Source organism: Pseudonocardia kujensis (assembly GCF_021283305.1).
Taxonomy (GTDB): domain Bacteria; phylum Actinomycetota; class Actinomycetes; order Mycobacteriales; family Pseudonocardiaceae; genus Pseudonocardia; species Pseudonocardia kujensis.
In genome coordinates, this window is the sequence record NZ_JAJSOK010000066.1 from 16654 (window position 1) to 43221 (window position 26568).

Consider the following 26568-nt stretch of genomic DNA (forward strand, 5'->3'; position numbering starts at 1 on the left):
ATCCGCACCCGACGAGGAGAGCACCGATCATGGCCGAGCTCCAGGGCACCTGCGAGGACCGCTTCGACCCGCTGCGCAGGCGGCTGCAGGACCATCTCGACAGCGGCGAGGAACTGGGCGCCTCGCTGGTCGTGGACCTCGACGGCGACCGGGTCGTCGACCTCTGGGGCGGGTACCGCGACCGGGCCCGCACCACGGCGTGGGACGAGCACACGATCGTCAACGTCTGGTCGACGACCAAGACCGTGACCGCCCTGGCCACGCTGATGCTCGTCGAGCGCGGGCAGCTGGACGTGCACGCCCCGGTCGCCCGGTACTGGCCGGAGTTCGGGGCGGCCGGCAAGGAGCGCGTCCAGGTCCGCCACCTGCTCTCCCACACCTCCGGGGTGTCCGGGCTCGACCAGCCGGCGGCGGTCGAGGACCTGTACGACGCCGAGCGGGCCGCTGCTCGGATGGCGGCCCAGGCACCGTGGTGGGAACCGGGCACGGCGTCGGGCTACCACGCCCTGAACTACGGCCACCTGCTCGGCGCGCTGATCCGGCGCGTCGACGGCCGGACCCTCACCGACTTCGTCGCGCAGGAGATCGCCGGCCCGCTCGACGCCGACTTCACCGTCGGCGCGCCGGAGAAGGCGTGGGGGCGGATCGCCGAGGTCGTGCCGCCGCCGCCGCTGCCCGTCGACCTCTCGGCCGCCGATCCCACGAGCCCCGCGGTCCGCACGCTGACCGGCCCGCTCGTCGAGGCCGAGACGGCGAACACCGAGGCCTGGCGGCGCGCCGAGATCGGCGGGGCGAACGGCCACGGCAACGCCCGCTCGGTCGCCCGGATGCTGTCCTCGATCCCCCGCGGCGGCGAGGTCGACGGCGTCCGGTTGCTCTCCCCCGCGACCATCGACCTGATCTTCGACGAGCAGGCGAACGGTGTCGACGTGGTCCTCGGCGTGCCGCTGCGGTTCGGCATCGGCTACGGCCTGCCGCAGCGGGACACCCTGCCGTACCTTCCCGACGGGCGCATCTGCTTCTGGGGCGGCTGGGGCGGATCGATGATCATCATGGACGTCGACCGGAGACTGACGATCTCCTACATGATGAACCGCATGGGGCCGGGCATCATCGGGTCGGAGCGCAGCGCCGGGTACGTGCGCGAGATCTACCGCGTGCTGGGGGCGGCGTGATCATCCACAGCCCGTACCCCGCCGTCGAGATCCCCGAGGTCTCGCTGCCCGAGTTCCTCTTCGGCGCCGGCTTCGGCGACCGGGCCGACGCCGAGGCCTTCATCGACGGCGCGACGGGCTCGTCCGTCACCTTCGACGAGCTCGACGGCATGGTCCTGCGCATCGCGGCGGCCCTGCACGAGCGCGGGCTTCGCCAGGGCGACGTCGTGGCGCTGTTCGCGCCGAACTCGCCGGCGTGGGTGGCGATGTTCCAGGGCATCCTGCGCGCCAACGGCACCGTGACCAGTGCGAACTCGCTCTACTCGGTCGCCGAGCTCGCCCACCAGCTCACGGACTCCGGCGCGACGATGCTCGTCACCGTCTCCCCGTTCCTGGACCGGGCGACGGCGGCGGCCGCGCAGGCCGGGCTGCCCGACGACGCCGTCCTCACCCTCGACCGGGTCGACGGCCGCACGTCGTTGCTCGACCTCCTGGCCGGCACCGCGGCACCGCCCGAGCTCCGGGTCGGGCCCGCGGACACCGCCGTGCTCCCCTACTCGTCCGGGACGACGGGGCTGGCGAAGGGTGTGGTCCTGACCCACCGCAACCTCGTCGCCAACCTGCTGCAGTTCACACCCCTCGGGACCACGGACGAGACGACCCGGATCCTCGCCGTCCTGCCGTTCTTCCACATCTACGGCATGACCGTCATGATGAACCACGGCCTGCACCGGCGGGCCACGGTCGTCACGATGCCGCGCTTCGAGATGACGGAGTTCCTGCGGGTCGTCGCGGAGTACCGGCTGAACCGGCTCTACATCGCCCCGCCGATCGCCGTCGGCCTGGCCAAGCACCCGCTGGTCGACGAGCACGACCTGTCCTGTGTGGACGTCGTCTTCTCCGGTGCCGCCCCGCTCGACGCCGAGCTCGGGCACGCGGTCGCCCGCCGCCTCGGGTGCGTGGTCCTGCAGGGCTACGGCATGACCGAGCTGTCGCCCGTGAGCCACTCCATGGACGAGCGCCGGCCCGACGACGACCTGAACGGCGTCGGCTACGCCATCCCGAACGTCGAGAGCAAGCTCGTCGACCCCGAGACCGGTCGCGAGGTCGACCCCGGCGAGCGCGGCGAGCTGTGGGTGCGCGGCCCGAACGTGATGTCCGGCTACCTGAACAACCCCGAGGCCACCGCCGGGACGCTCGACGCCGACGGCTTCCTGCACACCGGCGACGTCGCGACGGTCGACGAGACGGGCTTCTTCCGGATCGTCGACCGGGTCAAGGAGCTGATCAAGTACAAGGGCTACCAGGTGCCGCCGGCCGAGCTCGAGGCCGTGCTGCTCACCCACGAGGCGATCGCCGACGCCGCCGTGATCGGGGTGCTCGACGCCGAGGGCGAGGAGGTGCCGAAGGCCTTCGTCGTGGTCCAGGACGGGGCGACGGTGAGCGCCGAGGACGTGATGGCGTACGTCGCGGAGCGGCTCGCCCCGTACAAGAAGGTCCGTGTGGTCGAGTTCCTCGAGGCGATCCCGAAGTCTGCCTCAGGGAAGATCCTCCGCAAGGACCTGCGGGCGCGCGAGCAGGCCGCAGCGGTCGGCGGCTGAGTCGCCGACCGCGCTCGTGACCTGCGCCACCGCCATGGTCGGCCGCACCGGTCCGGACGTGCGCGGACCCGGCGGCTGGCCCAGGCTCGGACCATGCCTCCGGAGCGCACCGCCGCGGCGAGCCGTGGTGGGAACAGGACGCGACCGCCCGCGAGCGCCGCTGGACCGGGGCGGTCGAGACGCTGGAGGCGCTCACGGACGGGCTACCGTGATCGCGTGACGCGCAGGAGGAACGGCTGGGGCGAGGTGCTCGACCCTTGGCGGCAGCTCGCCGAGATCGCGTGGTCGGCGCCGCAGGTCGTGGCCCACCGCACGGCCCGCATGGCCAGGGGCGGATGGCCGCCGGGCCCGCGGGACCGCCGGGAGTACCGGCGGATGGTCGCGGAGAAGGGCACCGCGTTCACCCGCGCCGCCGTCGCCTCGGCCTGGGCCGTCCCCCGGGCCGCGAGCCTGGTGCTCACCGCGGGCCTCACACCGGTCCACCGCACGGTCACCGCGAACCGTCGCCGCCTCTCGCGCTGAGCTCCCCGTCAGCGCGCGGGCGAGTCCGTGGTCCCGGTCAGGAACTCCTCCACGCCGAGCACCCGCAGGAGCTCCAGCCGCTCGCGGGTGTCGGCATCGGCCGGGGTGAGCACCAGCAGCTGCTGCCCCAGGTCGGGCGTGACCAGGGTTTCGCAGTCCATCACCAACGGGCCGACCCGCGGGTGCACCAGGGTCTTGCGGTCCGCGCGGCGGACCGCGACCTCGTGGTCGTCCCAGAGTCGGCGGAAGTCGGCGCTCGCCGCCCGCAGGCGTTCCACGAGCCCGGCGACCGTGGGGTCCCCCGGCCGGCGGCCCGCGACCGCGCGCAGGTCCGCCACCATCTGGCGGCCGTGGCGCTCCCGCTCCTCGGGCGGGGCGACCGCCCGGGCCTCCGGCTCGGTGAACCACCGGTACACGGGATAGCGGCGGTCGCCGGCGAAGGCGGTCTGGTCCCCCGTCAGCAGCACGGACGCCCGGTTCTGCGCCAGGACCTCGCCCACGTCGGAGATCACGAGCGCCGGGGTGTCGCCGAGCAGGTCGAGCAGGCGGACCAGGCCCGCGCGGGCCAGGCGGACGACGCCGTCGGCCAGCGGCGGGCGGTGGCCGGCCAGGTGGAACAGGTGGTCGCGCTCGTCGTCGGAGAGGCGCAGCGCCCGGGCCAGCGCGCCGAGCAGCTGGGTCGACGGCTGGCTGCTGCGGCCCTGCTCGAGGCGGACGACGTAGTCGACCGACATGCCCGCGAGCATCGCCACCTCCTCGCGACGCAGGCCGGCGGTCCGACGACGGGGCCCCTCGGCCAGGCCGACCTCGGCCGGGCGGACCGCCTCGCGGCGGCGGCGCAGGAAGTCGGCGAGCTGGTCGCGCTGCATGACCCCATGGTCCGCGCGGGGCGTGCGGTGATCCAGGGACCGGCGCTCCCACGATCGACGGTCGCTCCCACGCGGCCCGACGCGGGCGCAGAGTGGATCGCGAGATCGACCGCTCGAGCACGACCGCTCGGGAACGACCGCGAGGGAGTACGCGATGCAGACACGGACGCTGGGCAGCACCGGACCCACCGTCTCCACCCTGGGCCTGGGCGCGATGAGCATGTCGGGCGCCTATGGTCCGGCCGACCGCACGGAGAGCATCGCCACCGTGCACGCCGCGCTCGGCGCCGGCGTCACGCTGATCGACACCGGCGACTTCTACGCCATGGGGCACAACGAGCTGCTGCTGGGTGAGGCGCTGCGGGGCCGTGACCGGGACGGCTACGTGCTGTCGGTCAAGTTCGGGGGTCTCGCCGGCCCGGGCCTGCCGCCCCTGAAGCAGGACTGCCGGCCCGAGGCGGTGAAGAACTTCCTCGCCTACTCGCTCACCAGGCTCGGCGTCGACCACATCGACATCTACCGCCCGGCCCGGCTGGACCCCGCGGTGCCGATCGAGGACACGGTCGGCGCGATCACGGAGATGATCGAGGCCGGCTACGTCCGGCACGTCGGCCTCTCGGAGGTCGACGCGGCCACGATCCGCCGGGCGCACGCCGTGCACCCGATCGCCGACCTGCAGATCGAGTACTCGCTGATCTCGCGGGCCGTCGAGGACGAGGTCCTCCCGACCCTGCGGGAGCTGGGCATCGGGCTCACGGCCTACGGCGTCCTTGCCCGCGGCCTCATCTCGGGACACTTCACCGCCGACCGCACGGGACGGCCCGGGGACGCCCGCGCCCGCAGCCCGCGGTTCTCCGCCGGGAACCTGGAGCACAACCTCGCCCTGGTGGAGGCGCTCCGTCAGGTCGCCGACGCCAAGGGCTGCACCGTCGCGCAACTGGCGATCGCGTGGGTGGCGGCGCGCGGCGAGACCATCGTGCCGCTGGTCGGCGCCCGCACCCGTGAACGGCTGGCCGAGGCACTGCCCGCGGCGGAGCTGACCCTGACCGCGGACGACCTCGCCGAGATCGAGAAGGCGGTCCCCGCGGGATCGGCGCGCGGCGACCGCTACCCGTCGGTGTTCATGTCCGGCCTGGGCGTGGGGAACTGAGCGGGGGGGAACTGAGCGGGGGAACCGAGGTCGCCCGGCCGGATCGGCAGGGCCCGCGTGCAGGGACGGTGGGCGGTCGCAGCCCGGGTGCGCGCAGCCCCCGTCGCGGGAGTTCACCGCGCCCGCCCCTCGGGACGCCGTCTGCCGCGTGCGACGGGAAACGGTCGGCACGTGCCTCGACCGCCGTGGTGGGACAGGGAGGCGCAATCCCGCTCCTCACCTGCCAGGGTGGGACGCGGAGCGAGAACGGAGGCCCGCGCATGAGTGCCCACCCCCACGACATCACCGTCCCCGGCCGGCCGACGCTGGAGGAGGTCTCGGACGGGATCTGGGCCTACGTCCAGCCCGACGGCACCTGGTGGATCAACAACACCGGGTTCGCGGTGGGCCCGCAGGGCGTGGTCGCGGTCGACTCGTGCTCCACCGAACGGCGCACCCGCGCCTTCGCCTCCGCGATCGCGTCGGTGAGCCCGGCGCCGATCCGGACGCTGGTCAACACCCACCACCACGGCGACCACACCTGGGGCAACGCGCTGTTCACCACCGCGACGATCGTCGCGCACGAGCGTGCCCGGGAGGAGATGATCGCGTTCGGGCCGCCGCGGGAGCTGCCGTTCTGGGAGAACCCGGACTGGGGCTCGTTGCCGCTCGACCCGCCGTTCCTCACCTTCACCGACCGGATCGCCCTGCACTTCGGGGACCTGCGTGCCGACGTGCTGCACGTCGGCACGCCCGCGCACACCACGAACGACTCGCTGGTGTGGTTCCCCGAGCGCTCGACCCTGTTCTGCGGCGACCTGGTGTTCAACGGGGGCACGCCCTTCCTGTTGATGGGCTCGGTCGCCGGGGCGGTCGAGGTGCTGGAGACGGTCGTGGAGCCCCTCGGCGCGGCGACCACGGTGCCCGGTCACGGGCCGGTCTTCCACGACCGCGCGCCGCTCGACGCGACGCTGGACTACCTGCGGTTCGTCCTCGCCCTCGCCGAACGCGGGCGTGCCGCCGGGGTCACGCCGCTGCAGGCCGCGCGGGACACCGACCTCGGCCGCTTCGCCGACTGGCCCGACGCGGAGCGGATCGTCGGCAACCTCCACCGGGCCTACGCCGAGCTGGCCGGGGCCGGGCGGGGTGCGCCGATCGACGTGATCGCGGCGCTCGGCGACATGGTCGCCTACAACGGCGGGCGTCCCCTCACCTGCCTGGCCTGATCCAGGAACCGCCGAGCCGAGCCGGAACGACCGGCGCGCCGCACCGGCACCAGACAGCCCGGCGACGCGCTCGAACCCGGGGCCCGGCTCGTCGGCGAGCAGGACATGGCGGCCGCTTCTCCGCCGGCCCGGGAGGCCCTGCGGGGCCGCGACCGGCCCCGCGCCGCTCACCCAACCGGACCAGTACGCGGCGGCATCTGCTCCGGCCTGGGTGGGAGTGCGTGGGCGACGGAGGCCCTGCGGGGCGCGGCGTTGTCCGACGGAGCTGGCCGGCAGACCGGCCAACCGCTCCGTGGCACCGGGGAACGCTGGTGATACGGGGAGCGCCCCACTAGAGTGGCTCTCGGGTTCGACCAGCAGCCCGCCCCTTGCCAGGAGACAAGAAACCGTGGGCGTCGCTGCACCGGAAATCCGTCGGCCCGATCTTCGTACCACGTCCGCACCGCCGTCCGGGCTCGACGGTGTCGTCCTCAGCCCGGGCGACCACATCTGCTGCTTCTCCACCACCGACCCGGGCCGCCGGGTCGAGCCCGCCTTCCGGCGGGCCGGCATGCAGCACGGGGACGAGTGTTCCTACCTCGGTGATTCCACCGGTCCCGACCTCGTACGCCGCCACGTCGAGGCCCCTGCTCGGCCGGCCCCCGACCAGCTGGTCGCCGAGCTCGCGACAGAGGCCTACCTGTGGTGAGGCCGGTGGTCCGCCGCCCGGATGATCAAGGTCTCCGACGAGCGGAGAGGGACGTCGTCGGCACCGCCGGCTACGAAGCGGCGAGGAACGACTTCGCGCCGCGGTGCCTGCAGGCGCTCCTGTGGCTGGACGACGTGCGGCGGTTCGGTTCGGCCATGCTCGTCGACGCGGTCGGGACCCACCCGACGATGCCCATCGGCAACCTCCTCGTGGAGAACTCGCGGTGCATGCCCGCGCTCGAGCCGTGGGTCTCCGGTGCCGATTCCGTGGGGGTCTGCGAGCACCGCGGGCAGGGAGGTGCGGAATGACCTGCTCCACGGAGCACGATGTCCTGGTCCGGACCCGGATGTCCCAGATGAGCTCGCTGTTCGTGATGTCGATGCTCATGTCCGACCGGCTCGACGTCCGCGAGATCCTTGATCTGGCCCTCGGCGCGATCCCCTCGCTCACTCCATGTCGCGTCATGGCCGGCTGGCTGACCGGCGACGGGAGCATGCTCCGCGGGCCCGAGGGCGGTCAGATCACCAGCGACGAGGTCGCCCAGCAGCTCGTCTCGCTCGACGGTGCCGACGGGCCGGTCACCGGCAGTGCGGCCTGGGTACGGGCGTTCGCGATGCGAGCGGTGAACGGGCATTGCGGCTATATCGTCGTCGGCGCCGACGAGGAGCCTTCCGAGCACGAGCAGTCCTTGCTCCGGATGCTCGCGCAGCAGACCGGCGATGCGGTCAGCAGCGCCACGCTGCACTGCAAGGAGCAGGAAGGGGCGGCCGAGCTGCGTCGCCTCACCGTCGAGCTCGCCGCCGTCAACGAGCAGCTCAGAGCGAACGTCGTCGACCTCGAGCGGCGGCGGCGTATCCACGAAGTCCTCATGGCCGTCGCCGTGTCCGGCGCGGGCGTGCGCGGGATCGCAGGCGCGGTGCACGAGCTGACCGACCTGGCGGTCGCGGTGGAGGACCGCTTCGGCAACGTCCGCGTCTGGGCCGGGCCGGGCAGCCCGCCCCACTCCGGCCGTTCGCCGTCCCGCCGGGAGGAGGTGCTCGCGAGGGTGCGTCAGGCGCGTCGACCGGTGCGTGACCGCGACCGCGTCGTCGCCCTCGCGCAGTCGCGAGACGAGGTGCTGGGGGTGCTCGCGCTGGTCGATCCGGGTCGCTGCGTCGGCGAGCACGAGCTGGCGGTTCTCGAGGAGGGCGCCGTCGTGCTGGCGGTGGAGCTCGCCCACCTCCGGGCATTGGCCGAGACCGAGCTGCGGTTGCGTCGGGACCTCGTCGACGACCTCCTGTCCGGAACGGACGACGAGAGCGCACTCTCCCGTTCGGCCGCTCTCGGCCACGACCTGACCGTCCCGCTCAATGTGCTGGTCGTCAGCTCGGCCTGCGGGCTGCGCGATGAGACGGTCGAACAGGCCGTCGACCGCGCGGTCGCGACGACCCTGCACGAGCGTGCGTTGCTCGCGCGGAGGCCTGGTGTGATCGTGGCGATCGTGCCTCGCCCGGCGCAGTGGTGCGACGGCGACCCGTGGCGCGGGTTGCAAGCCGCCGTGGCCAGGCGCCTCGACTCGGCCGAATTCTCGATCGGGGTCGGCGGGCTCGTCACCGCCCCGTCGCACATTCCCCGTTCCTACGACCAGGCGCTCCGGGCGTTGCGGATCCGGCAGGCGGCCGTGGTCGCGACGGGTGTCACCGCCTACGACGAGCTCGGCATCTACCGGCTCCTGGCCGATGGCGACACCGTCGAGACCGAGCGGTTCGTCCGGGAGTGGCTCGGCGGCCTCCTCGACTACGACGAGGCGAACCGCACCCAACTGGTCGAGACCCTGTGGCAGTACTACGAGTGCGGCGGCAACTACGACTGCACCGCGCGTGCACTTCTCATCCACCGCAGTACGTTGCGCTACCGGCTCCGCCGGATCCGCCAGCTCACCGGCCACGATCTCAATGCCGTCGAGAGCAGGCTCAACATGCACGTCGCCGTACGAGCCTGGCGCGTCCTGCAGGGCTTCACGTGAGTCGGTCCGCTGGACCGGGCCGCAGCCGGCGTCCGCGGGCCCCTGAGGTTGAACCCTGGTCCGGCGCCTCGTCCCGACGGACCGACGACCTCACCCACCGCCGGGAGCAGCATCGCGGCATGTCTGTGGGACAGCCCCGAGGTGACCTGCACGGTGGACGAACGCGCCGCGTCCACGCGGCCGCTGTCGGACGTCCCCCGCTGCCCCGGGCTGCGCTCGCGCTCCTCCTGGTGGTGGCCGCTGCGCTGGCGGGGTGCTCGACCCGCGCGGACGAGCCGGCGCCCCCGGTGTCGGGGACGGCCGAGTCACTGGAAGCACAGTTCACGTCCGTGGTGCACGACGTGCTCCCTTCGGTCGTCGAGATCACCCGCGACGGGGCGGTCGGTTCGGGCGTCGTGTTCGACAACCAAGGGCACATCGTGACGAACGCCCACGTCGTCGGGACGGCGTCGGCGTTCGAGGTCCGGCTGGCCAACAGCAGCGCCGTCCGCCCCGCGAGGCTGGTGTACTCCCACGCGCCCGAGGATCTCGCGGTGATCCGGGTGGAGGACCCCGCGGGGCTCGCGCCCGCCCGCTTCGGTTCCAGCCGTGATGTGCAGGTCGGCGGCATCGTCCTGGCTATGGGCAGCCCGTTGGGCCTGGAGAGCAGTGTGACCCAGGGGATCGTGTCGGCGTTGGGGCGGGCGGTGCCCGAGCCGCCGGACCCGGCGAGCGGAGTGCCGGGAACCGTGCTGCGGCAGACGATCCAGACGAGTGCTCCGATCAACCCGGGCAACTCCGGCGGAGCGCTCGTCGACCTGCATCGCGAGGTCGTCGGCGTGCCGACGCTGGCCGCAGTGAACCCGGGTACGGGCGGTACCGCGGCAGGGATAGGTTTCGCCATCCCGGGTGACATCGCCCGTGACATCGCCCAGCAGATCGTCGCGAACGGGCGGGTGGTCCACTCCGGGCGGGCCGCGCTCGGGATCAGCGCGGTCACCGTCACGAACGACCGCGGGGAGCCGGTCGGTGCCGCGGTCGCCGCGGTCGCCGCGGTCGACCCGGCCGGCCCGGCCCCCGGGGCCGGGGTACAGGTCGGGGATCTGATCACGCGGATCGACGACCAGGAGATCCGCACGGCTCAGGACGTGCAGGCCGTGATCGCCGCGCAGCAGCCCGGCGATGTCGTCCGTCTCACGATCACGCGTCCGCCGACCGCGGAGCCACGCACGATGACGGTCACCCTCGGCGAGCTGCAGGTCCCTGGCGGAGGCGCGTGATGCTCACGGCCGAGACGCTCACGCCTCGGTGTTCACCGCCCGATGAGACCGCAACCGTCCGTCCAGAACTCGACCTTCCAGAGGATCGACCGGTCCGGCAGGCCCGTGGCATCGGTGTCGACCCGGGAGGGCGACAGCCCTCCCGGAGGTTGACCCCGCGGGACCCGTTCGACGTCCCGACCGCGCTGGAACAGTGAAGCGAGCCGTCCACCTCGGGAGCCGGTCATGGCCGATGACGCGAGCACTGTCAGCCAGGCGCGTTCGACGGTGGTGCAGCGTCCGCCACTGCTGGTCCTGCGCGACGGCGTGGTGGTCGCCAGGCAGGCCGGCGTCGCGCCCGTCCCGGTATTGCGGCTGGACCCGGCGCTTGCCGACCCGTCGAGTGAGGAGAGCACGTCATGAACCTGCGCGACCGCGCGTGGGGGACGCCGCCGCGGCTCACGGCAGGGGCGTCCGTCCTGGACTCGGGCCTGCGCAAGTGGGTCGACGAGGAAACGGCGAAGGAGCCGCCCGGCCTCCCGAGCGGCGCCTCTCCGTTCCCGAACGACGTCGAGCCGCCCTTGGCGAGGCGCTCGTGGCTCGCAGCCATGGGTGCTGCACTCGTGCGCGGGGACCGGAGGGAGCGGTGACTGCGGGATACGGGGCTCCCGGCCGGGTCACGGACCCGCACCTCGCGTCGGTCCGTGACGTCGTACCTCGCACGCCGCAGGGGTGCGAGGAGTGCCTGCGCATGGGCACGCCCTGGGTGCACCTACGGCTGTGCCTCACATGCGGTCACGTCGGGTGCTGCGACTCCTCGCCGATGCGACACGCCCGGGCGCACGCCGGCGTTCTCGGCCACCCGATCGTCCGCTCGATGGAACCCGGGGAGAGATGGCGGTGGTGCTATGTCCATGAGGCCTTCGCGTGACGACACACCAACATCGGGAGGCGCCGTGCGACCGCAGGACATGATGACCTTCGAGGAAGCCCGCAACCGGGCGTACGAGGCACTCGGTGACGTGCGCGACCTCCTCGCCGGCGAGTTCGAGCCGCAGAGCATCCCGTCCGGGCTCGCCGCCGCAGCCCTCGCGGAAGCGCTGGGGCACCTCAGCGCCGCCGAGGACGCGCTGGACCGGGCGGGACTCGGATGACGATGCACACGGGATCCGCTGCTCGGGGCCGGCCTCCGACCGAGGCGGTCGAGGAGACGCCGCTCGCCCCGCACGTCCTCGTCGTCATGGGCGCCACCGGCGACCTCGCCCAGCGCAAGCTGTTCCCTGCGTTGTTCCACCTCTGGCAACTCCGCCTGCTGCCCGAGCGTTTCCGCCTCGTCTGCTCCAGCCGTACCGGGCCGGAGATCGGGGACACCTTCCTTCCGATGGTGCACGCGGCCGTGGACGTCTACCGGGGGACGGTCGACGACGCCGCGTGGCAGGAGTTCTCCCGGCGGATCAGCTTCGTACCCACGTCCGGGGACGACGGCGCCGCCTTGGAGAGGGCGGTGGCAGAGGCGGCCAAGGAGGTGGGGAGCGACTGCGAGATCCTGTACTACCTCGCGGTTCCACCGTCGGCGACGGAGAGCGTCGTCCGTATGCTCGGCACGTTCGACGTGCCCGGTTCGGCGAAGATCGTCCTCGAGAAGCCGTTCGGAAAGGACCTCGAATCGGCCCGCAGCCTCAACGAGACCCTGCACGAGTTCTTCGAGGAGCGCCAGATCTACCGGATCGATCACTTCCTCGGCAAGGAAGCCGTGCAGAACATCCTCGCGCTGCGCTTCGCCAACGGGATCTTCCAGCCGGTGTGGAACCACCAGCACATCTGCTACGTGCAGATCGACGTGCCGGAACAGATCGACGTTCAGGGCCGGGTGGAGTTCATGGAATCGACGGGCACGTTCCGGGACATGATCTCGACCCACCTGTTCCAGCTGCTCGGCTTCGTGGCGCTGGCCCCGCCGGCACGCATGGACGCGGACTCGTTGCATCACGAGACGATCAAGGTCTTCCGAGCGATCCGCCCGATCGATCCGGAACGCGTCGTGTTCGGCCAGTACGAGGGGTATCGCGACGAAGCCGGCGTCGACGAGGCCTCGAACGTCGAGACGTTCGTCGCCATGGAGGTCTACGTCGACGACTGGTACTGGATCGGCGTCCCCTTCTACCTGCGCACGGGGAAGGCGCTCGCCGAGAGCCGGCGCACGATCACGATCGGTTTCCGGGAGCCGCCCCTGAAGGTCTTCCCCGGGGACGTCGACGACACCTGCAACGAACTGGTCCTCGAGCTCACCGACGACCCGACGATCTTCGCCGACGTCCGGGCCAAGGTGCCGGGCCCAGCGTTCGGGCTCGGCCGGGCCCGGATGCGGCTGGCCCTGGTCGAAGCGTTCCCGGAAGCCGAGCCGCTCGAGGCCTACGAGCGCCTGCTCCTCGATGTCATGCGCGGCGACTCGACGTTGTTCATCAGTACGGAACAGGTCGAGTTGCTCTGGCGCCTGTGCGACCCGTTGCTGCGGAATCCACCGCGGCCGATACGCTACCCACGCGGTTCGTGGGGGCCGAGCGAGGCCTCACGACTTCCCTCCGGGCGTGGGTGGCGGTTGCCCGACTCCTAGCCGGGTCCGCGGACGTGCTCGCCGCGCTCGAGGCCGCCGGGCGCCCGTCCGGCGACAAGACCGTGGCCGCTGCGCCCGACCGTTCCGGACGGGTTCGGTCTCGACGAACTCACCGTTGCCCCGGTTCAGGAGTAGGGGCCGTGGCGGCTCCATCCTTCCCGCCGGGTCCAGAGGTAGACGCTGTGCCCGATCAGCGGCGCCAGCCACAGGTGGGACACGCCGGGGCCGGCTGGCGGAGCAGTGGTGGGTACACCGGCGGCGCGCGCGAGCGCATCGAGCGCCCGACTGACCGGGGCGCCGCACCCGAGGGTGAGGTACAGGTGCCGCTCGTCGGCACGTCGCGCTCCGAGGCGGCGGAGCGCGCGGACCGATGTGTCACGGCCGAGCCACACGGGAAGTGCCGGCCCGACAGCTGCCATGCCCACCGCTGGCTCCCGGCCCGGGGCCACGACCACCGTCGCCGGCCGGCCCAGCTCCAAAGGGTGCCCGCGGAGCTGGGCCGGCCGGGCGTGGAGGAGCCAGTGCAGGTCGGGAACTGCCCAGGTCAGTGGGGCCGGGAGATCGCCCGGGCCGCGGACTCCGACCGCTTCGCAGGTCCGTGCCGCCATCGGGAAGAGTTCTCGCACCCGAGGCAACACGGAGACGTCGTGGACGGTGACGTGCCACCACCACCTGGCCGGCGCCGGCCACTGCATGGCGCACCGGTGGCGGAGGTGCTCCGGCCGGAGGTCCTCGTCCGTTCCGAGCGTGGCCTCCTCGAGAACGGCGCGGCGCCCGTCCCGGTAGGAGAGGGTGATGCCCCCGGACCGGGAGCCGGACGGCCTGGCGCCCAGGACGTGCCCGGCGATCTCGCCGGCGACCTCCTCCTGAGCGGATCGGGTGAGGGTCGACGGTGCCGGCGATGTCGACACGACGGGGACCTGGGCCACGGGGCCAGGATGTGGCGCCGTGCCGGCAGCGAACTGGCGTGCAACTGCGGCAGAGACGGTCTTCGTGGTCACGGCCGAAGGGTGCCGGTCGGCGTCGCCCCTGGCATCCACCTGCAGCCGCGAAGACGTCCCATCGGCCCTGACCCGGTAGGACGGTCCTGGCGACCTCCCTCGTCCGGCTGGGTGAGCATGGCGGTCCGCGGCTTCCGCCGTCGCGCGCTCTGGCCGGCGCGAGGCCTGGACCGTCGAGACGGTCGTACCTGGTCCACGGTGGCAGGTCACGCCTGCTCGTCCGGGGGTTCGCGATCGCCGGACACCACGAGATGCCCGGCTGCCGCAGCATCGGAAGCGCCAGGGCGAGCAGCCGCAGGTGCCTGCCCGATCGACCTGACGGTGACCCAGAGGTGGTCCCCCGCCACGACGGTCGCTTCGGCCGGTCAGGGTGAATCGCCGGACCCTTCTCCGCACGAGGTGTCAGTGCTCGCTCGGTGGTGCTCGCTCGGTGGTGCTCGCTCGGTGATGCCCGCTCGGAGGTGCCCGGTGGCGAGCCGAGCCGTGTCCGAGCGAGGAGCCGGCCTCGCGGGTCGAGGTCGGAGCCCGATTTTGCCTCTGCCGAAGCGGTTCGTCCCGGCGCCGTCCGGTGCCACGGTGGGCCGTGCGCGAACCCCGGCCGGCGCCGGGTCGCCCCTGGCCCCTACCACGACCCGTTCTCGGAGGAAGCCGTGGCTCTGATGCGTTTCGACCCGTTCCGTGAGCTCGACCGGCTGGCCGAGCAGGCCATGCCCCGTGGCGCTTCCCGCGGCCTGCCGATGGAAGCCTTGCGCCGCGGGGACGAGTTCGACGTCTTCCTCGACATCCCGGGCGTCAACCCGACAGCTGTTCCTGGGGGAGAACCTGGACCCGGGCGGGCTCGCGGCCGACGTCGCCGACGGCGTGCTGACCCTGCGGATCCCGGTCCGGGAGGCGAGCAAGCCACGCCGGATCCCGCTGGGTACCGGTGCGGCTTCCGGCTCCGGCGGCACCGGGTCCGGGTCCACGTCCGGACAGCCCGACGCCGCGCCGACCGCCTGACCAGGTGACGATCATGCCTGGTCCCTCCGGCACGGTGGTGTTCGGCCGGTTCTTCCGTGAGGTGGCTGCCCTGCGGATGGACCGCAACGACGTCAAGCGTTTCCAGGAGTTCGTCGATGAGATGATCGACGCCATTGCCATCACCGGGCGGAACGTCGCCAGGTGGAACGGCCGCGACGTGATCGCCCCACAGGATCTGCCGCTCACCCGGGGCCTACAAGAACGGATCCGCGAGTTCGACAAGCACGCGGATGCCCCCGACATTCGCAGGTTGCTGGCACAGGTGGTGCGCCGCCCGCCCGCCGACGTGACCTTCTCCGAAGAAACCGAGGACCTGCTGCCGGAGCTGTTCGGAGGGCTGAGCATCGCGCTCGCCCGCACCTTCCGGATCGTGGACCCGAATGTCGTCAATCCGGGCGAGGAGCACTGGGAGCGGGTCACGGACGCGTTCCGCCAGATATTGTGATCCGGCGCCGCGAGCGATCCTCCGCAGCGTGCTGCTTCTGCCCTGTCCCGTCCCCGGCCCGCAGCTCGTTCCCCAACGTGCCGGGGGGCGATGCCGTACGCCGCCATGATCGGCGCCGCCGGCGACGACGGGAGCATGAAGTCGGCTCCGACGGCGCTCAGTGGATGTGCGAGCCGCCGTTGACGTCGTAGGTGGCACCGGTGATGTAGCCGGCCTCCGGGCGGCAGAGATAGGTGATCAGGTCGGCGACGTCGGCGACCCGGCCGTTGCGCCCCACCGGGATCCCGGAGAGCAGCGCCTCCTTGCGCTCGCCCTCGAGCGCCCCACCGGTGATGTCGGTGTCGATCAGGCCGGGGGCGACGCTGTTGACGGTCACGCCGTGCTCGCCGATCTCGCGGGCCAGGGCGCGGGCGAACCCGAGCTGGGCGGCCTTGGCGGCGGAATAGGCGACCCCGCCGAAGACTCCGCCCCCGCGCTCGGCGGACACCGAGGACAGGAACACGATCCGGCCGAAGCCGCGCTCGGCCATGCCCGGGGCGAGCCGGCGGGTCATGTTGTAGGCGCCCCGCACGTTGACGGCGAAGATCCGGTCCCACTCGGCACCGTCGACGTCGAGGAACCGGGTGGGCGAGGTGATGCCGGCGTTGTTGACCAGCGCCCCTACCGGCGGGGCGTCCGCGGTCAGGGTCTCGACGGCGGTGGCGACCGAGGTCTCGTCGGTCACGTCGCAGGTCAGGCCGAACGCCTGGACCGCGTGCGCGCCGGCGATCTCGTCGGCGGTGTCCTTGGCCGCGGCCTCGTCGAGGTCGAGGACGGCGACGTTCCAGCCCGCGGCGGCGAGCGCGTGGGCGGTGGCGCGGCCGATGCCGCGCTTGGACGCGGCCCCGGTGACGACGGCGGTGGAGTTCGAAACGGACACGAAGGCTCCTCAGAGGGCGGCCTTGACCCGCGCGCAGAGCGCGGCGGTCGACAGGCCGTAGCGGTCGTGGAGGGTGGGCAGGGCACCGGCGGCGAGGAACTCGTCCGGCAGCGCGGCGGGCTGGATGCGGGTGGCGATGCCGGCGTAGGCGGCGGTCGCGGCGACCGCCTCGGAGAGTCCGCCGACCACGGTGTGGTTCTCCGCGGTGATCACCAGGCGGTCGGTGCGCAGCTCGCGCACGATCGTCCCGGTGTCCAGCGGCTTGATCGTCGGCACGTGCAGGACCGCTGCGTCGACGTGGTCGGTCTCGAGGCGGGCCGCGGCCTGCAGGGTCCGCATGGTCATCAGCCCGGTGGAGACGAACAGGACGTCCTTGCCCGGGCGGACCAGCGCCGCCCTGCCGAGCTCGAAGCGATAGTCGTACTCGTCGAGCACGGTGGGGACCTTGCCGCGCAGCAGGCGCAGGTAGGTCGGCCCGGCGTGGTCGGCCAGCTGCGGCACGGCCTGCTCGATGTCGACCGAGTCGCAGGGGTCGACGATCGTCAGGTTCGGGCAGGCCCGCAGGATCGCGAGGTCCTCGGTGGCCTGGTGGCTGGGCCCGTAGCCGGTGGTGAGGCCGGGCAGCGCGCCGACGACGTTGACGTTGAGCCCGGGTTCGGCGATGTCCAGGCACAGGAAGTCGTACGCCCGGCGGGTGGCGAACACCGAGTAGGTCGAGGCGAACGGGACGAGCCCGACCTCGGCCAGTCCCGCCGCCGCGCCGAGCATCGCCTGCTCGGCCATGCCCATCTGGTAGAACCGGTCCGGGTGGGCGTCGCGGAAGATGTGCATGTCGGTGTACTTCGCGAGGTCCGCGGACAGCCCGACGATCTCCGGGCGCTGCTCGGCGAGCCGGTTCAGCGCGTGCCCGAACGGCGCGGGCGCGGTGCGCTGACCGGGGTCGGCGAACGAGGCGATCATCGCCGAGGTGGTGAGGCGCTTCGTGGTGGCTGCGGTCATCGCCGAACTCCCTCGAGGGCGTCGTGGGCGGCGGCCCACTCGTGTTCGGCGACCGGCATGAAGTGGGCCTTCTCCCGGGTCTCGAGGAAGGGGACGCCGCGGCCGGTGCGGGTGTCGCAGATCAGCACGGACGGACCCGCTCCGTCCCGCAGAGCGCGGTCGCGGATCTCGTCCAGGCCGGCCAGGAGTGCGTCGACGTCGTTCCCGTCGACGCGTACGGCGTGCCAGCCGAAGGCCCGCCACTTCTCGGTCACCGGCTCGGTCTTCAGCACGCCGGGAGTCGGGCCGTCGGCCTGCAGCCCGTTGACGTCGACGATCGCGGTCACGTTCGTCAGACCGTGGTGGGCGCAGGCCATCGCGGCCTCCCAGGTCGAGCCCTCGTCGAGCTCGCCGTCGGAGAGCAGGTCGAAGACGCGCGCGGGGTTGCCGCGGTGGCGCAGCCCGAGCCCCATCCCGCAGGCCACGCCGAGGCCGTGGCCCAGCGAGCCACCGGAGATCTCCATCCCGGGCGTGTAGGAGGCCATCCCCGACATCGGCAGTCGGGAGTCGTCCGAGCCATAGGTGTCGATCTCGGCGAGCGGGATCGTCCCGGCCTCGGCGAGGGCGGCGTAGAGCGCGATCGCGTAGTGCCCGATGGAGAGCAGGAACCGGTCGCGGCCGTCCCACTCGGGCTCCTCGGGGCGCAGCCGCAGCTCGCCGTCGCCCTTCGCGTAGAAGGCGGCGAGCACGTCGGCGACGCCGAGGGCCTGGCCGATGTAGCCCTGCCCCTGCACCTCCCCCATGGTCAGGGCGTGGTGGCGGATCCGGGTCGCGGCCGCGCGGACCCGATCCGCCTTGGTGACCTCGATGGTGGTGGTCATTCCTCTCCTCCTCAGGCGCGAGCGGGCTGGGCCGCGGTCTCGGACGTGGCGAGGGACCGCTCCAGGGCGGCCACCTCGGCGCGTTCGGTACGGCCCCAGGTCTCGCGGGTCAGCAGCGTCGCGACGAGGCCGAGCACGCCGTAGGCGCTGAACAGCAGCGCCGGGCCGACCCAGCCGGTGTTCACGAACAGCGCGGTGGTGATCAGCGGGGTGAACCCGGAGACGACGGCCGAGAGCTGGTAGGCCAGCGACGCGCCGCTGGTGCGGGTTCGGGCGTCGAACAGCTCGGAGAACCAGGCGCCCTGCACGCCCGCCAGGCAGTTCTGGCAGACCGCGTAGCTCACGACGAAGGCCAGCACGATCGCCACGGCCTGCCCGGTGTTGAGCAGCAGGAACAGCGGCACACCCCAGACCACCGAGAGCACGGTGCCGATCAGGTAGACCGGACGGCGGCCGATCTTGTCGGTGAGCGCGCCCCAGAGAGTGGTCGCGACGATGCCCAGGCCCGCGGCCAGCAGCAGGCCGAACAGCGTGGTCGAGCGCTCGGCCAGCCTCTCGCTCGCGAGATAGGACAGCACGAAGGTGACCGAGATGGCGTAGCCGGCGGTCTCGGTGATCCGCAGGCAGAACGCCCGCAGGACGTTGCGCCAGTCGTCACGGAGCACCTCGAGCAGCGGGTTCTTCGCCACCTCGCCCTCGGACCGCAGCGCCTCGAACTCCGGCGACTCCTCGACCTTCAGCCGGATCACGACTCCGACGACGATCAGCACGGCCGACAGCAGGAACGGCACCCGCCAGGCCCATTGGTCGCCGAGTGGCACCGACAGCAGGAACGCCGCGTTGGCCAGCAGCAGCCCGACCGGGAAGCCCGCCTGCGTGATGCCGGTGTAGAGCCCCCGCTTGCGCCACGGTGCGTGCTCGAAGGTCATCAGGATCGCGCCGCCCCACTCCGCGCCGAACGCCAGGCCCTGCACGACCCGGACGGCGACGAGCAGGATCCCCGCCCACACGCCGACCTGCGCGTACGTGGGCAGCACACCGATCAGGACGGTCGCGACGCCCATCAGCAGCAGGGAGCCGACCAGCACCGGCTTGCGACCGATCCGGTCCCCCAGGTGGCCCCCGATGATGCCGCCCAGGGGACGGACCGCGAACCCGATGCCGAGCGTCGCGAAGGACAGCAACGTCCCCGACAGCGGATCGGTCGACGTAAAGAAGACGTGGTTGAAGTACAGGGCCGCGGCCGTGCCGAAGCCGATGAAGTCGTAGGTCTCGATCGTCGCTCCGATCGACGACCCGACGGCGACCCGTCGCCGGGCCGGCGTGCCCCGTACCGCCGGCGGGGGCGCGTGCTCTCCAGACATGTGATCTCCGGTGATCCGTTGTCGGCCGAGCCCGGGACCATCTCCCGACAGTCCGACTGTTAACACTCGGCAGTGATGGAGAAACCCTGGGGCCTCACGGGCCCACTGTCAACAGTCGGACAGAACTTTCCCGAATCCGGACGGGCCGGGGATCAGCGCGCGCGGGTGCTCGTGAAGTGGTCGGCGGCCGCGGCCATGTGCTCCTCCACCACGGCCAGCGCGCCCGGGAGATCGCCCCGCTCGATCGCCTCGATGATCGGCGCGTGCCGGCCCGGCGTCATCATCGCCGGTGCTTCCTCCGGGTCCCGGTTCATGATCGTGACCCGCATCCGGCCCTCCAGGTGCCGCCAGGACTCGACCAGCATCGGGTTGCCCGACAGCTCGCACAGGCGCACGTGGAAGCCGAGATCGGCCTCCACCTTCGCCGCGAAGTCGTCCCCCGCGCCGGCCAGCTCGTCGACCGCGGCCCGCAACGCGGCCACGGCCGCCGAGCGGTCCGGCCGCGCGATGATCTCCGTGACGGCCAGGCCCTCGAGCGCCGCCCGCACCCGGAACAGACCTCGGATCTCCTCGACGGACAGGGAGTTCACCCGGAGCATCCCGCGGTTGCCCGCCGTCACCAGGCCCTCCTGCTGAAGGTGCCGGAGCGCCTCCCGAACGGTTCCCCGGCTCACCCCGAGCCGGCCCGCGAGCTCGACCTCGCCCAGATGGTCGCCCGGCCGGTACGCCCCGGAGGTGATCGCCGAGCGCAGGGCCCGCAACACGCGCTCCCGCAGCGTGCTGCGGTCGATGTTCGGCAACGGCTCGACGGACACGGTGCTCCCTCCGACTGTCGACAGACTACCTGCCGACAACGGCATCACCGGCGCGCGACCCGGACCCGCCCGACTCACCCACACCGGGCGGTGCCGACCGGCCCCGACTCGCCGACGGTCGACACCGAGCACGCCCCGCCGGGGCGGTCGAGGTGCAGGAGTGGCCGATGTCCGCGGTGGACGACCTGAGCGAGCTGGTCGAGCGCGCGGGGGCGGCGGAACGGGCCGCGCTCGCGTCGAAGTGGAAGGACCGTCCGGAGGTCGACGCCCTGCGGCAGAAGGTCCGGCGGGCCGTCGACGAGAACCTCGCCGCCGAGCGGCGTACCGACGGCAGCGGACTCGCCCCCCGGCGGGCCGCCCAGCGGGAGGCGTTCCTCGACGCTCCCGATCCGCCGCCCACGGTCGAGGGGGAACCGGCCACCCACGCCGACGCCGCCCGCGTCGAGCGGGACGCGGCCGCCGCCGTGGGCGTCGCGCGGCTGGCCCTGCTCGAGGCCCACCTCGCCGTGCTCGACGCCCGCCTCGCCCGCATCGACGCCGGCGAGGACGAACCCGGGGCCGCGGCCGTGGACGGGCACCTCCCGCTGCAGGGGCGCAACGCCGTCAGCCGGCACGGGCCCGCCCTGGCCCACGGCCTGCGCGGTGAGATCGCCTACGTCCTGCGGCGCCGCCCGCGCACGGCCGTGAAGAGCCTGGCGGTCAGCCTGGCCCTGGGCCTGCTCTACCTCGGTTTCATCCGCGTCTTCGAGTGGGACCGGGACCAGCGGTGGCTGCCCTACCTGGGGCTCTGGGTGATCTCGGTGATGATGGGCGGCGCGGTGTGCATCAACGCGATGTGCTTCGACGCCATGCGGGTCCGGGCTGCGCTCGAGGGCGGCTCCCGGCTCTGGCACCTGCTCGTGATCAAGAACCTCGCCGTCGCCGCGCTCGTCGCCCCGATCGGGTTCCTGCTCAGCGCCCTGCTCGCCTGGCGGGCCGGTGACTTCGGCGCGCTCATCAAGGCCTGTGCGCTGGTCCTCTGCTTCATCCTGCTCTGGCTCGGGGTCGGCAACGTCCTGTCGGTGCTGCTGCCCGTGCGCGACGAGCCGATCCGCCGGCGCAAGCGGTCCGGGAGCCTCAAGCAGTTCGCCGTCGCCTTCGTGGTCGCCTATGCCGTCGGCTACCTGGTCAACCTCATGCTCCTGTGGCGCATCCTCGCCGCCCAGGGACTCGCCGCTCGGCTGGGCGGGGAGGTCATCCCGGTCGTGCTCGTCGTGCTCAGCAGCCTCGTGATGTGGTTCCTGCTGACGGTCTTCGCCGTCGCCCTGTCCCAGCAGCCGAAGATCCGCCGTGCCCTCATGCGGGAGATCGTCGAGCAGACCGCCGCGAAGGCCGAGGCCCCGCCCACGGCCGAGGCCCGTCAGGCGGTGTGACCCCCGCACCGTTGCGCCGGTGACCCTGCAGTGAGCGAGACTGCGGGCGTGGGAAGGAACCGACGATGAAGGCGCTCGCCGACGGCAAGGGTTTCAAGCTGGGCCTGTTCTCCGCGAACTGCTCCTCCGGGCTCGCGGTGACGCGCGTCCCGGAGCGCTGGTCCGGAAGCTGGGCGGACAACCTGCGGCTGGCCCGGCTGGCCGACGAGGTGGGGATCGACTTCCTGGTGCCCACACCCCGGACGACGTCGCCGACGGGATCGCCCGCTTCCACGAGGCCGGCTTCGCCGGGATGACGCTCGCCTTCCTCGACTACGCGGGCGAGCTCGGCTGGTTCGCCCAGGAGGTGCTGCCCCGGCTCGAGGCCCGCGGGGTCCGCGTGCCCGCGTGACCGGCCCCGGACGCGCTAGCGTTCCCACCCGACCCCACCATCCACCCGAGGAGCAGGAGCCGGTGCCCACCACCACCGAACTGCGTACCCGGCTCGTCGACCGGCTCGCCTGGTCCCGGGACGCCTCGCACTTCGCGCTCGTCCCGCAGGCCGTGGCCGTGCCCGCCGACGCGGCCGCCGTCGGCTCGTTGTTCGCCGACGCCGCGCTGACCGGCGTGCCGCTGACCTTCCGGTCGGGCGGCACCAGCCTGTCCGGGCAGGCCGGGACCGAGGGGATCCTCGTCGACACCCGCCGGCACTTCCGCGGCATCGAGGTGCTCGACGACGGTGCCCGCGTGCGCACCGGACCCGGCGCCACGGTCCGCCAGGTCAACGCCCGGCTGGCGCCCTACGGCCGCAAGATCGGCCCGGACCCGGCGAGCGAGTCCGCCTGCACCCTCGGCGGGGTCGTCGCGAACAACTCCAGCGGGATGGCCTGCGGCACCACGGCCAACAGCTACGCCACCCTGGACTCGCTGGTGCTGGTGCTGCCGTCGGGCACCGTGCTGGACACCGCAGCGCCCGACGCCGACGCGCGGCTGCGCGCCCTCGAGCCCGAGCTGCACGCCGGGCTGGCCCGGCTCCGCGACCGGGTCCGCGACGACCCGGCCCTGCGGACCCGCGTCGAGCAGCAGTTCGCGATGAAGAACACCATGGGCTACGGGTTGAACTCGCTGCTCGACCACACGCGCCCGGCCGACGTCCTGGCCCACCTCGTGGTGGGTAGCGAGGGCACGCTCGCGTTCATCGCGTCGATCGTGCTGCGCACCGTCCCGCTGCTCCCGCACGCCCGCACCGGGCTCCTGGTCTTCTCCGACCTCGCCGGGGCCACCGGTGCGCTGCCGGAGATCGTCGACACCGGTGCGACGACCATCGAGCTGCTCGATGCGACGTCGCTGCGAGTCGGGCAGGCGGACCCGCAGGCCGACGCGGCACTGCGGGCGCTGGAGGTCGACCGGCACGCCGCACTGCTGGTGGAGTACCAGGCCGCGACCGCGCAGGAGGCGGACGACCTGGCCGGCGCGGCGACCGGGGTGCTGGGCACGCTGCCCGTGTCCGGGCCGCGCAGCCTGGCCGCCGACCCGGCGGCGCGGGCCGCTCTGTGGCACATCCGCAAGGGCCTCTACGCCACGGTCGCCGGCGCGCGTCCGACCGGCACGACGGCCCTGCTGGAGGACGTCGTCGTCCCCGTCCCGGCGCTGCTGCCGACCTGCGAGTCGCTGAGCCGGCTGTTCGACAAGCACGAGTACGACCACGCCGTGATCTTCGGGCACGCGAAGGACGGCAACATCCACTTCATGCTGACCGAGCGGCTCGGCGGCGACGTCCCGCTGGACCGGTTCGCCCGGTTCACCGACGACATGGTCGACCTGGTCCTCGGCCACGGCGGCTCGCTCAAGGCCGAGCACGGCACCGGCCGGATGATGGCGCCGTTCGTGCGCCGCCAGTACGGCGACGAGCTCTACGAGGTCATGCGCGAGATCAAGCGGTTGTGCGACCCGCGCGGCGTGCTCAACCCGGGCGTGCTGATCGACGAGGACCCCGAGGGGCACCTGCGGCACCTCAAGAGCGCCCCGGCCGTCGAGGAGGAGGTCGACCGGTGCGTGGAGTGCGGGTTCTGCGAGCCCGTGTGCCCGAGCCGGGACCTCACGACCACGCCACGGCAGCGGATCGTGCTGCGCCGCGAGATGCAGCGGGCGCGGGAGGCCGGCGACACGGCCGTGCTGGCCGAGCTGGAACGCGACTACGAGTACGCCGGCATCGACACCTGCGCCGCCGACGGGATGTGCCAGACCGCCTGCCCGGTCCTGATCAACACGGGTGACCTGGTGAAACGGCTGCGCGCCGAGCAGGCCGGCCCGCTGGCGCAGCGGGGCTGGGCGGTCGCGGCGAAGCACTGGGCGGGGACGACCCGGGCGGCGGCCGGCGCCCTGACCGCGGCCGACGCCCTCCCGGACCGGCTCGTCGCCGGCGCCACCGCGCTCGGCCGGCGGGTCGTCGACCCCGAGGTCCTGCCCGCCTGGTCCCCCGAGCTGCCCCGCGGCGGCCGGCCGCGGTCCGACACCGCACGGCCCCGTGCCGACGCCGTGCTGTTCGCCTCCTGCACGGGCACGATGTTCGGCCCGGCCGGTGACGACCGGTCCGGCGAGCGGGGCGCCGCGGCGGCCTTCGAACGGCTCTGCGCCCGCGGCGGGGTCACCCTCACCCGCCCGGCCGGGCTGGCCTCGCTCTGCTGCGGCACCCCGTGGAAGTCGAAGGGGCTCACGGCCGGGTACGCCGAGATGGCCCGCCGGGTCCTGCCGGCGCTGTGGGAGGCCAGCCGCGGGGGCGAGCTGCCCGTGATCGGCGACGCCTCGTCCTGCACCGAGGGTCTCCGGCAGCTGGTCGCCGACGCCACGGACCGGCGCTACGCCGCGATCCGGGTGGTCGACGCCGTCGCCTTCACCGCCGAGCGCCTGCTCGACCGGCTGACGGTCACCCCGCTCGACTCGCTCGCGCTGCACCCCACCTGCTCGGCGGTCCGGATGGGGCTCGACGGCCCGCTGCGTGCGGTGGCCGCGGCCGTCGCCCGCACGGTCACCGTCCCCGCCACCTGGGGCTGCTGCGGCTTCGCCGGCGACCGCGGCCTGCTCCACCCGGAGCTGACCGCCGCCGCCACCGCGCCGCAGGCCACCGAGCTCGCCGGCCGGACGTTCGACGCCCACGCCTCCTGCAACCGGACCTGCGAGCTCGGCATGACCCGCGCCACCGGCCGGCCCTACGAGCACGTGCTGGAGGTGCTCGACCGGGTCAGCGCGGCGTCGGTTCCAGCAGCGCCGTGAGCCGCTCCCCCGCCGCCTCCGGCAGCCGCCGCCGGCTCCGGAGGTGCCGGAAGACGGGGCCGAGGAGGTCGTCGGCGAGCAGCACGGGGCGCGGCAGCGGGTGCGGCAACGGGCGCACGACCGCGCTCGCGTGCCAGCCGCCCTCCGCCCGCGGCTCGGCGTCGGTCGTGAACTCGACCAGCGCGGCGACGCCCCCGCCCGGTCCGGTCAGGTAGACCACCGCCCGGTCCCCGGCGCGGGTGGAACGCAGGCAGCAGGGCGCAGCGGGCGGGTCGCGAAGTTCCTCGGCGTCCCACAGCAGGACCGAGCTCGGGGCGGTGTGCACGCGGGGAGTTCTACCCGTCCCGCGGGTCGAGGCACCGGTCGGCCGGGCGGCGTCGGCGAAGCGACGGCCTGCTCGTCGTCGAACAGCAGCGGTGGCAGGTCGGTGCCCGGGGGTCGCCGCCCTCCCCCACCTGTCCGCGACCCGTCCGCTTCCCGAGGCGCGCTGGAACGAGCCCGGCGGGGCGCGGATCGTGCGCCAGGTGCTGGTCCACGTGTTCGCCGAGACCGCCCAGCACGCCGGGCACGCGGACATCCTCCGCGGGTCGATCGACGGCCACACGGCGAGCCGATGGCCCGGCTCTCCCCGGGCGCTGAACCGCGCCACGCTCGGCCGCCAGCTCCTGCTCGACCGCGCGGACCTCCCGGTCCCCGACGCGGTCGCGCACCTGTGCGGCCTGCAGGCGCAGGCGCCGCAGGAGCGTTCACCGGCCTCTTCTCACGGCTGCGGGCGTTCGACCCGGCGGTGTTGTCGCGTCTTCTCACCGCCCGGCGGCTGGTCCGGACGACGCTGATGCGGCGCACCCTCCACCTCGTCACGCGGAGGACGCGCGGGCCTGGCGGCCACGCCACGACGCGATGCTGCGCACGCGGGTGCCGACGCCCGCGCCCCGACTCCGACACCCCGGCGCCGGTGCCCTTCCTCCCCGCCTTCGACAACGCGCTCCTCGGCTACGACGACCGCAGCCGCCGCGTCGACGCCGACCACCGCGGCCTCTCCGTGGCCGGGGAGCGCGCCGTCCTCGTCGACGGCCGGGTCGCCGCGCTGTGGACCGTCGAGGCCGGCACCGTGACCGTCGCTCCGGCTCCCCTGCGGGGCTTCTCCCGGGCCGACCGCGCCGCCGTCGCCGAGGAGGGCCGGCTGGGGCCGGGTTCCTGTCCGCCGGCGAGCACCACCGGGTGCGGGTGGCGGCCTCACCCCGCCGAGCACCACGCGGTCAGTAGGCCCGGCCGATCAGCACGGCGTGCCGGGCCGGCTCCCCGGTGACCACGCAGGTCGGGGCGGGCGGCTCGGCGTCGACCAGGCAGCGGATGGTGGCGCCGGTCCGCTCCGCCAGCACCTGCTCCGACCCCTGCGCGCCGGACCAGGCGGCGAGGAAGAGCCCGCCGTCCC

General features: G+C 73.2%; 27 protein-coding genes and 3 pseudogenes. 21 read left to right on the forward strand and 9 right to left on the reverse strand.

The annotated features are described in order from the left end of the window. Positions 1 to 29: 29 nt before the first annotated feature. The 3 genes from LWC35_RS31300 to LWC35_RS31310 all read left to right on the forward strand — a co-directional run bounded on the left by LWC35_RS31300 (position 30) and on the right by LWC35_RS31310 (position 3277). Positions 30 to 1175 carry a serine hydrolase domain-containing protein gene (locus LWC35_RS31300; RefSeq protein ID WP_232873894.1) on the forward strand — a complete coding sequence of 382 codons (1146 nt, stop codon included), beginning with the start codon at positions 30 to 32 and terminating at the stop codon, positions 1173 to 1175. Continuing rightward, positions 1172 to 2755 (forward strand): AMP-binding protein, encoded by a 1584-nt coding sequence (locus LWC35_RS31305; RefSeq protein ID WP_232873895.1) that lies wholly within the window; start codon positions 1172 to 1174, stop codon positions 2753 to 2755. The genes LWC35_RS31300 and LWC35_RS31305 overlap by 4 nt, the downstream gene beginning before the upstream one ends. Before the next feature lie 216 nt (positions 2756 to 2971). Then, complete coding sequence (locus LWC35_RS31310; RefSeq protein WP_232873896.1) at positions 2972 to 3277, forward strand: hypothetical protein; 306 nt, start codon at positions 2972 to 2974, stop codon at positions 3275 to 3277. An 8-nt stretch (positions 3278 to 3285) separates the two neighbouring features. Here LWC35_RS31310 and LWC35_RS31315 read toward each other — a convergent pair whose 3' ends face one another. After that, positions 3286 to 4146: a helix-turn-helix transcriptional regulator gene (locus LWC35_RS31315; RefSeq protein ID WP_232873897.1), complete on the reverse strand. Its 861-nt coding sequence runs from the start codon at positions 4144 to 4146 to the stop codon at positions 3286 to 3288. Between the two features lie 154 nt (positions 4147 to 4300). Between LWC35_RS31315 and LWC35_RS31320 the strand changes: the two genes are divergently transcribed. From LWC35_RS31320 to zwf, 11 genes are all read left to right on the forward strand, one after another. After that, positions 4301 to 5296: an aldo/keto reductase gene (locus LWC35_RS31320; protein WP_232873898.1), complete on the forward strand. Its 996-nt coding sequence runs from the start codon at positions 4301 to 4303 to the stop codon at positions 5294 to 5296. A 260-nt stretch (positions 5297 to 5556) separates the two neighbouring features. After that, a complete protein-coding gene (locus LWC35_RS31325) occupies positions 5557 to 6501 on the forward strand; it encodes an MBL fold metallo-hydrolase (protein ID WP_232873899.1) in 945 nt (314 codons plus the stop codon). Positions 6502 to 6889: 388 nt separating this feature from the next. Beyond that, positions 6890 to 7189 (forward strand): hypothetical protein, encoded by a 300-nt coding sequence (locus tag LWC35_RS31330; protein WP_232873900.1) that lies wholly within the window; start codon positions 6890 to 6892, stop codon positions 7187 to 7189. A 5-nt stretch (positions 7190 to 7194) separates the two neighbouring features. Then, positions 7195 to 7497: a DEAD/DEAH box helicase family protein gene (locus LWC35_RS31335; protein ID WP_232873901.1), complete on the forward strand. Its 303-nt coding sequence runs from the start codon at positions 7195 to 7197 to the stop codon at positions 7495 to 7497. Continuing rightward, the gene (locus tag LWC35_RS31340; protein WP_232873902.1) at positions 7494 to 9194 is read left to right on the forward strand and encodes a PucR family transcriptional regulator; all 1701 of its coding nucleotides are present in this window, start codon (positions 7494 to 7496) and stop codon (positions 9192 to 9194) included. Before LWC35_RS31335 ends, LWC35_RS31340 begins: the two co-directional genes overlap by 4 nt. Before the next feature lie 329 nt (positions 9195 to 9523). Further along, entirely contained in the window at positions 9524 to 10453 is a 930-nt protein-coding gene (locus tag LWC35_RS31345; RefSeq protein WP_232873903.1) for a S1C family serine protease, read from the forward strand. 225 nt (positions 10454 to 10678) lie between these two features. Next, entirely contained in the window at positions 10679 to 10855 is a 177-nt protein-coding gene (locus LWC35_RS31350) for a hypothetical protein (protein WP_232873904.1), read from the forward strand. After that, on the forward strand, positions 10852 to 11082 hold the full coding sequence (locus tag LWC35_RS31355; RefSeq protein WP_232873905.1) for a hypothetical protein: 231 nt from the start codon (positions 10852 to 10854) through the stop codon (positions 11080 to 11082). The genes LWC35_RS31350 and LWC35_RS31355 overlap by 4 nt, the downstream gene beginning before the upstream one ends. After that, positions 11079 to 11363 (forward strand): UBP-type zinc finger domain-containing protein, encoded by a 285-nt coding sequence (locus LWC35_RS31360; RefSeq protein WP_232873906.1) that lies wholly within the window; start codon positions 11079 to 11081, stop codon positions 11361 to 11363. Before LWC35_RS31355 ends, LWC35_RS31360 begins: the two co-directional genes overlap by 4 nt. Positions 11364 to 11388: 25 nt before the next feature. After that, positions 11389 to 11586 (forward strand): hypothetical protein, encoded by a 198-nt coding sequence (locus LWC35_RS31365; RefSeq protein WP_232873907.1) that lies wholly within the window; start codon positions 11389 to 11391, stop codon positions 11584 to 11586. Between the two features lie 2 nt (positions 11587 to 11588). Continuing rightward, positions 11589 to 13046 carry a glucose-6-phosphate dehydrogenase gene (gene zwf, locus LWC35_RS31370; protein WP_232873908.1) on the forward strand — a complete coding sequence of 486 codons (1458 nt, stop codon included), beginning with the start codon at positions 11589 to 11591 and terminating at the stop codon, positions 13044 to 13046. 125 nt (positions 13047 to 13171) lie between these two features. Here zwf and LWC35_RS31375 read toward each other — a convergent pair whose 3' ends face one another. Continuing rightward, positions 13172 to 13975 carry a hypothetical protein gene (locus LWC35_RS31375; protein ID WP_232873909.1) on the reverse strand — a complete coding sequence of 268 codons (804 nt, stop codon included), beginning with the start codon at positions 13973 to 13975 and terminating at the stop codon, positions 13172 to 13174. Between the two features lie 731 nt (positions 13976 to 14706). On the opposite strand from LWC35_RS31375, the pseudogene LWC35_RS31380 reads away from it, so the two are divergent. Beyond that, positions 14707 to 15046: pseudogene (locus LWC35_RS31380) on the forward strand (Hsp20/alpha crystallin family protein). 13 nt (positions 15047 to 15059) lie between these two features. Next, positions 15060 to 15512 carry a DUF1931 family protein gene (locus tag LWC35_RS31385; RefSeq protein WP_232873922.1) on the forward strand — a complete coding sequence of 151 codons (453 nt, stop codon included), beginning with the start codon at positions 15060 to 15062 and terminating at the stop codon, positions 15510 to 15512. A 157-nt stretch (positions 15513 to 15669) separates the two neighbouring features. On the opposite strand, the gene LWC35_RS31390 is transcribed toward LWC35_RS31385, so the two are convergent. From LWC35_RS31390 to LWC35_RS31410, 5 genes are all read right to left on the reverse strand, one after another. Next, positions 15670 to 16431 carry an SDR family NAD(P)-dependent oxidoreductase gene (locus LWC35_RS31390; RefSeq protein WP_232873910.1) on the reverse strand — a complete coding sequence of 254 codons (762 nt, stop codon included), beginning with the start codon at positions 16429 to 16431 and terminating at the stop codon, positions 15670 to 15672. Between the two features lie 9 nt (positions 16432 to 16440). Continuing rightward, the gene (locus tag LWC35_RS31395; protein ID WP_232873911.1) at positions 16441 to 17430 is read right to left on the reverse strand and encodes a transketolase family protein; all 990 of its coding nucleotides are present in this window, start codon (positions 17428 to 17430) and stop codon (positions 16441 to 16443) included. Next, positions 17427 to 18290: a transketolase gene (locus LWC35_RS31400; protein WP_232873912.1), complete on the reverse strand. Its 864-nt coding sequence runs from the start codon at positions 18288 to 18290 to the stop codon at positions 17427 to 17429. Before LWC35_RS31400 ends, LWC35_RS31395 begins: the two co-directional genes overlap by 4 nt. 11 nt (positions 18291 to 18301) lie before the next feature. Further along, positions 18302 to 19654 carry an MFS transporter gene (locus LWC35_RS31405; RefSeq protein ID WP_232873913.1) on the reverse strand — a complete coding sequence of 451 codons (1353 nt, stop codon included), beginning with the start codon at positions 19652 to 19654 and terminating at the stop codon, positions 18302 to 18304. Between the two features lie 152 nt (positions 19655 to 19806). Then, complete coding sequence (locus LWC35_RS31410; RefSeq protein WP_232873914.1) at positions 19807 to 20469, reverse strand: GntR family transcriptional regulator; 663 nt, start codon at positions 20467 to 20469, stop codon at positions 19807 to 19809. 167 nt (positions 20470 to 20636) lie between these two features. Here LWC35_RS31410 and LWC35_RS31415 point away from each other — a divergent pair, with 167 nt between their 5' ends. From LWC35_RS31415 to LWC35_RS31425, 3 genes are all read left to right on the forward strand, one after another. Further along, complete coding sequence (locus LWC35_RS31415; protein WP_232873916.1) at positions 20637 to 21881, forward strand: hypothetical protein; 1245 nt, start codon at positions 20637 to 20639, stop codon at positions 21879 to 21881. A gap of 65 nt (positions 21882 to 21946) precedes the next feature. Continuing rightward, positions 21947 to 22177 (forward strand): hypothetical protein, encoded by a 231-nt coding sequence (locus LWC35_RS31420; protein WP_232873917.1) that lies wholly within the window; start codon positions 21947 to 21949, stop codon positions 22175 to 22177. Between the two features lie 157 nt (positions 22178 to 22334). Continuing rightward, positions 22335 to 25133: an FAD-binding and (Fe-S)-binding domain-containing protein gene (locus LWC35_RS31425; RefSeq protein WP_232873919.1), complete on the forward strand. Its 2799-nt coding sequence runs from the start codon at positions 22335 to 22337 to the stop codon at positions 25131 to 25133. On the opposite strand, the gene LWC35_RS31430 is transcribed toward LWC35_RS31425, so the two are convergent. After that, positions 25102 to 25458: a hypothetical protein gene (locus LWC35_RS31430; protein WP_232873920.1), complete on the reverse strand. Its 357-nt coding sequence runs from the start codon at positions 25456 to 25458 to the stop codon at positions 25102 to 25104. The genes LWC35_RS31425 and LWC35_RS31430 overlap by 32 nt on opposite strands. 91 nt (positions 25459 to 25549) lie before the next feature. Between LWC35_RS31430 and LWC35_RS41090 the strand changes: the two are divergent. After that, positions 25550 to 25672 (forward strand): annotated as a pseudogene (locus LWC35_RS41090) (hypothetical protein); the annotation flags it as partial. Positions 25673 to 25723: 51 nt separating this feature from the next. Then, a pseudogene (locus LWC35_RS31440) lies at positions 25724 to 26399 on the forward strand (DNA glycosylase AlkZ-like family protein). Here LWC35_RS31440 and LWC35_RS41095 read toward each other — a convergent pair. Next, positions 26393 to 26515 (reverse strand): hypothetical protein, encoded by a 123-nt coding sequence (locus tag LWC35_RS41095; RefSeq protein ID WP_372463135.1) that lies wholly within the window; start codon positions 26513 to 26515, stop codon positions 26393 to 26395. The pseudogene LWC35_RS31440 and the gene LWC35_RS41095 sit on opposite strands and share 7 nt — an antisense overlap. Positions 26516 to 26568 lie beyond the last annotated feature (53 nt).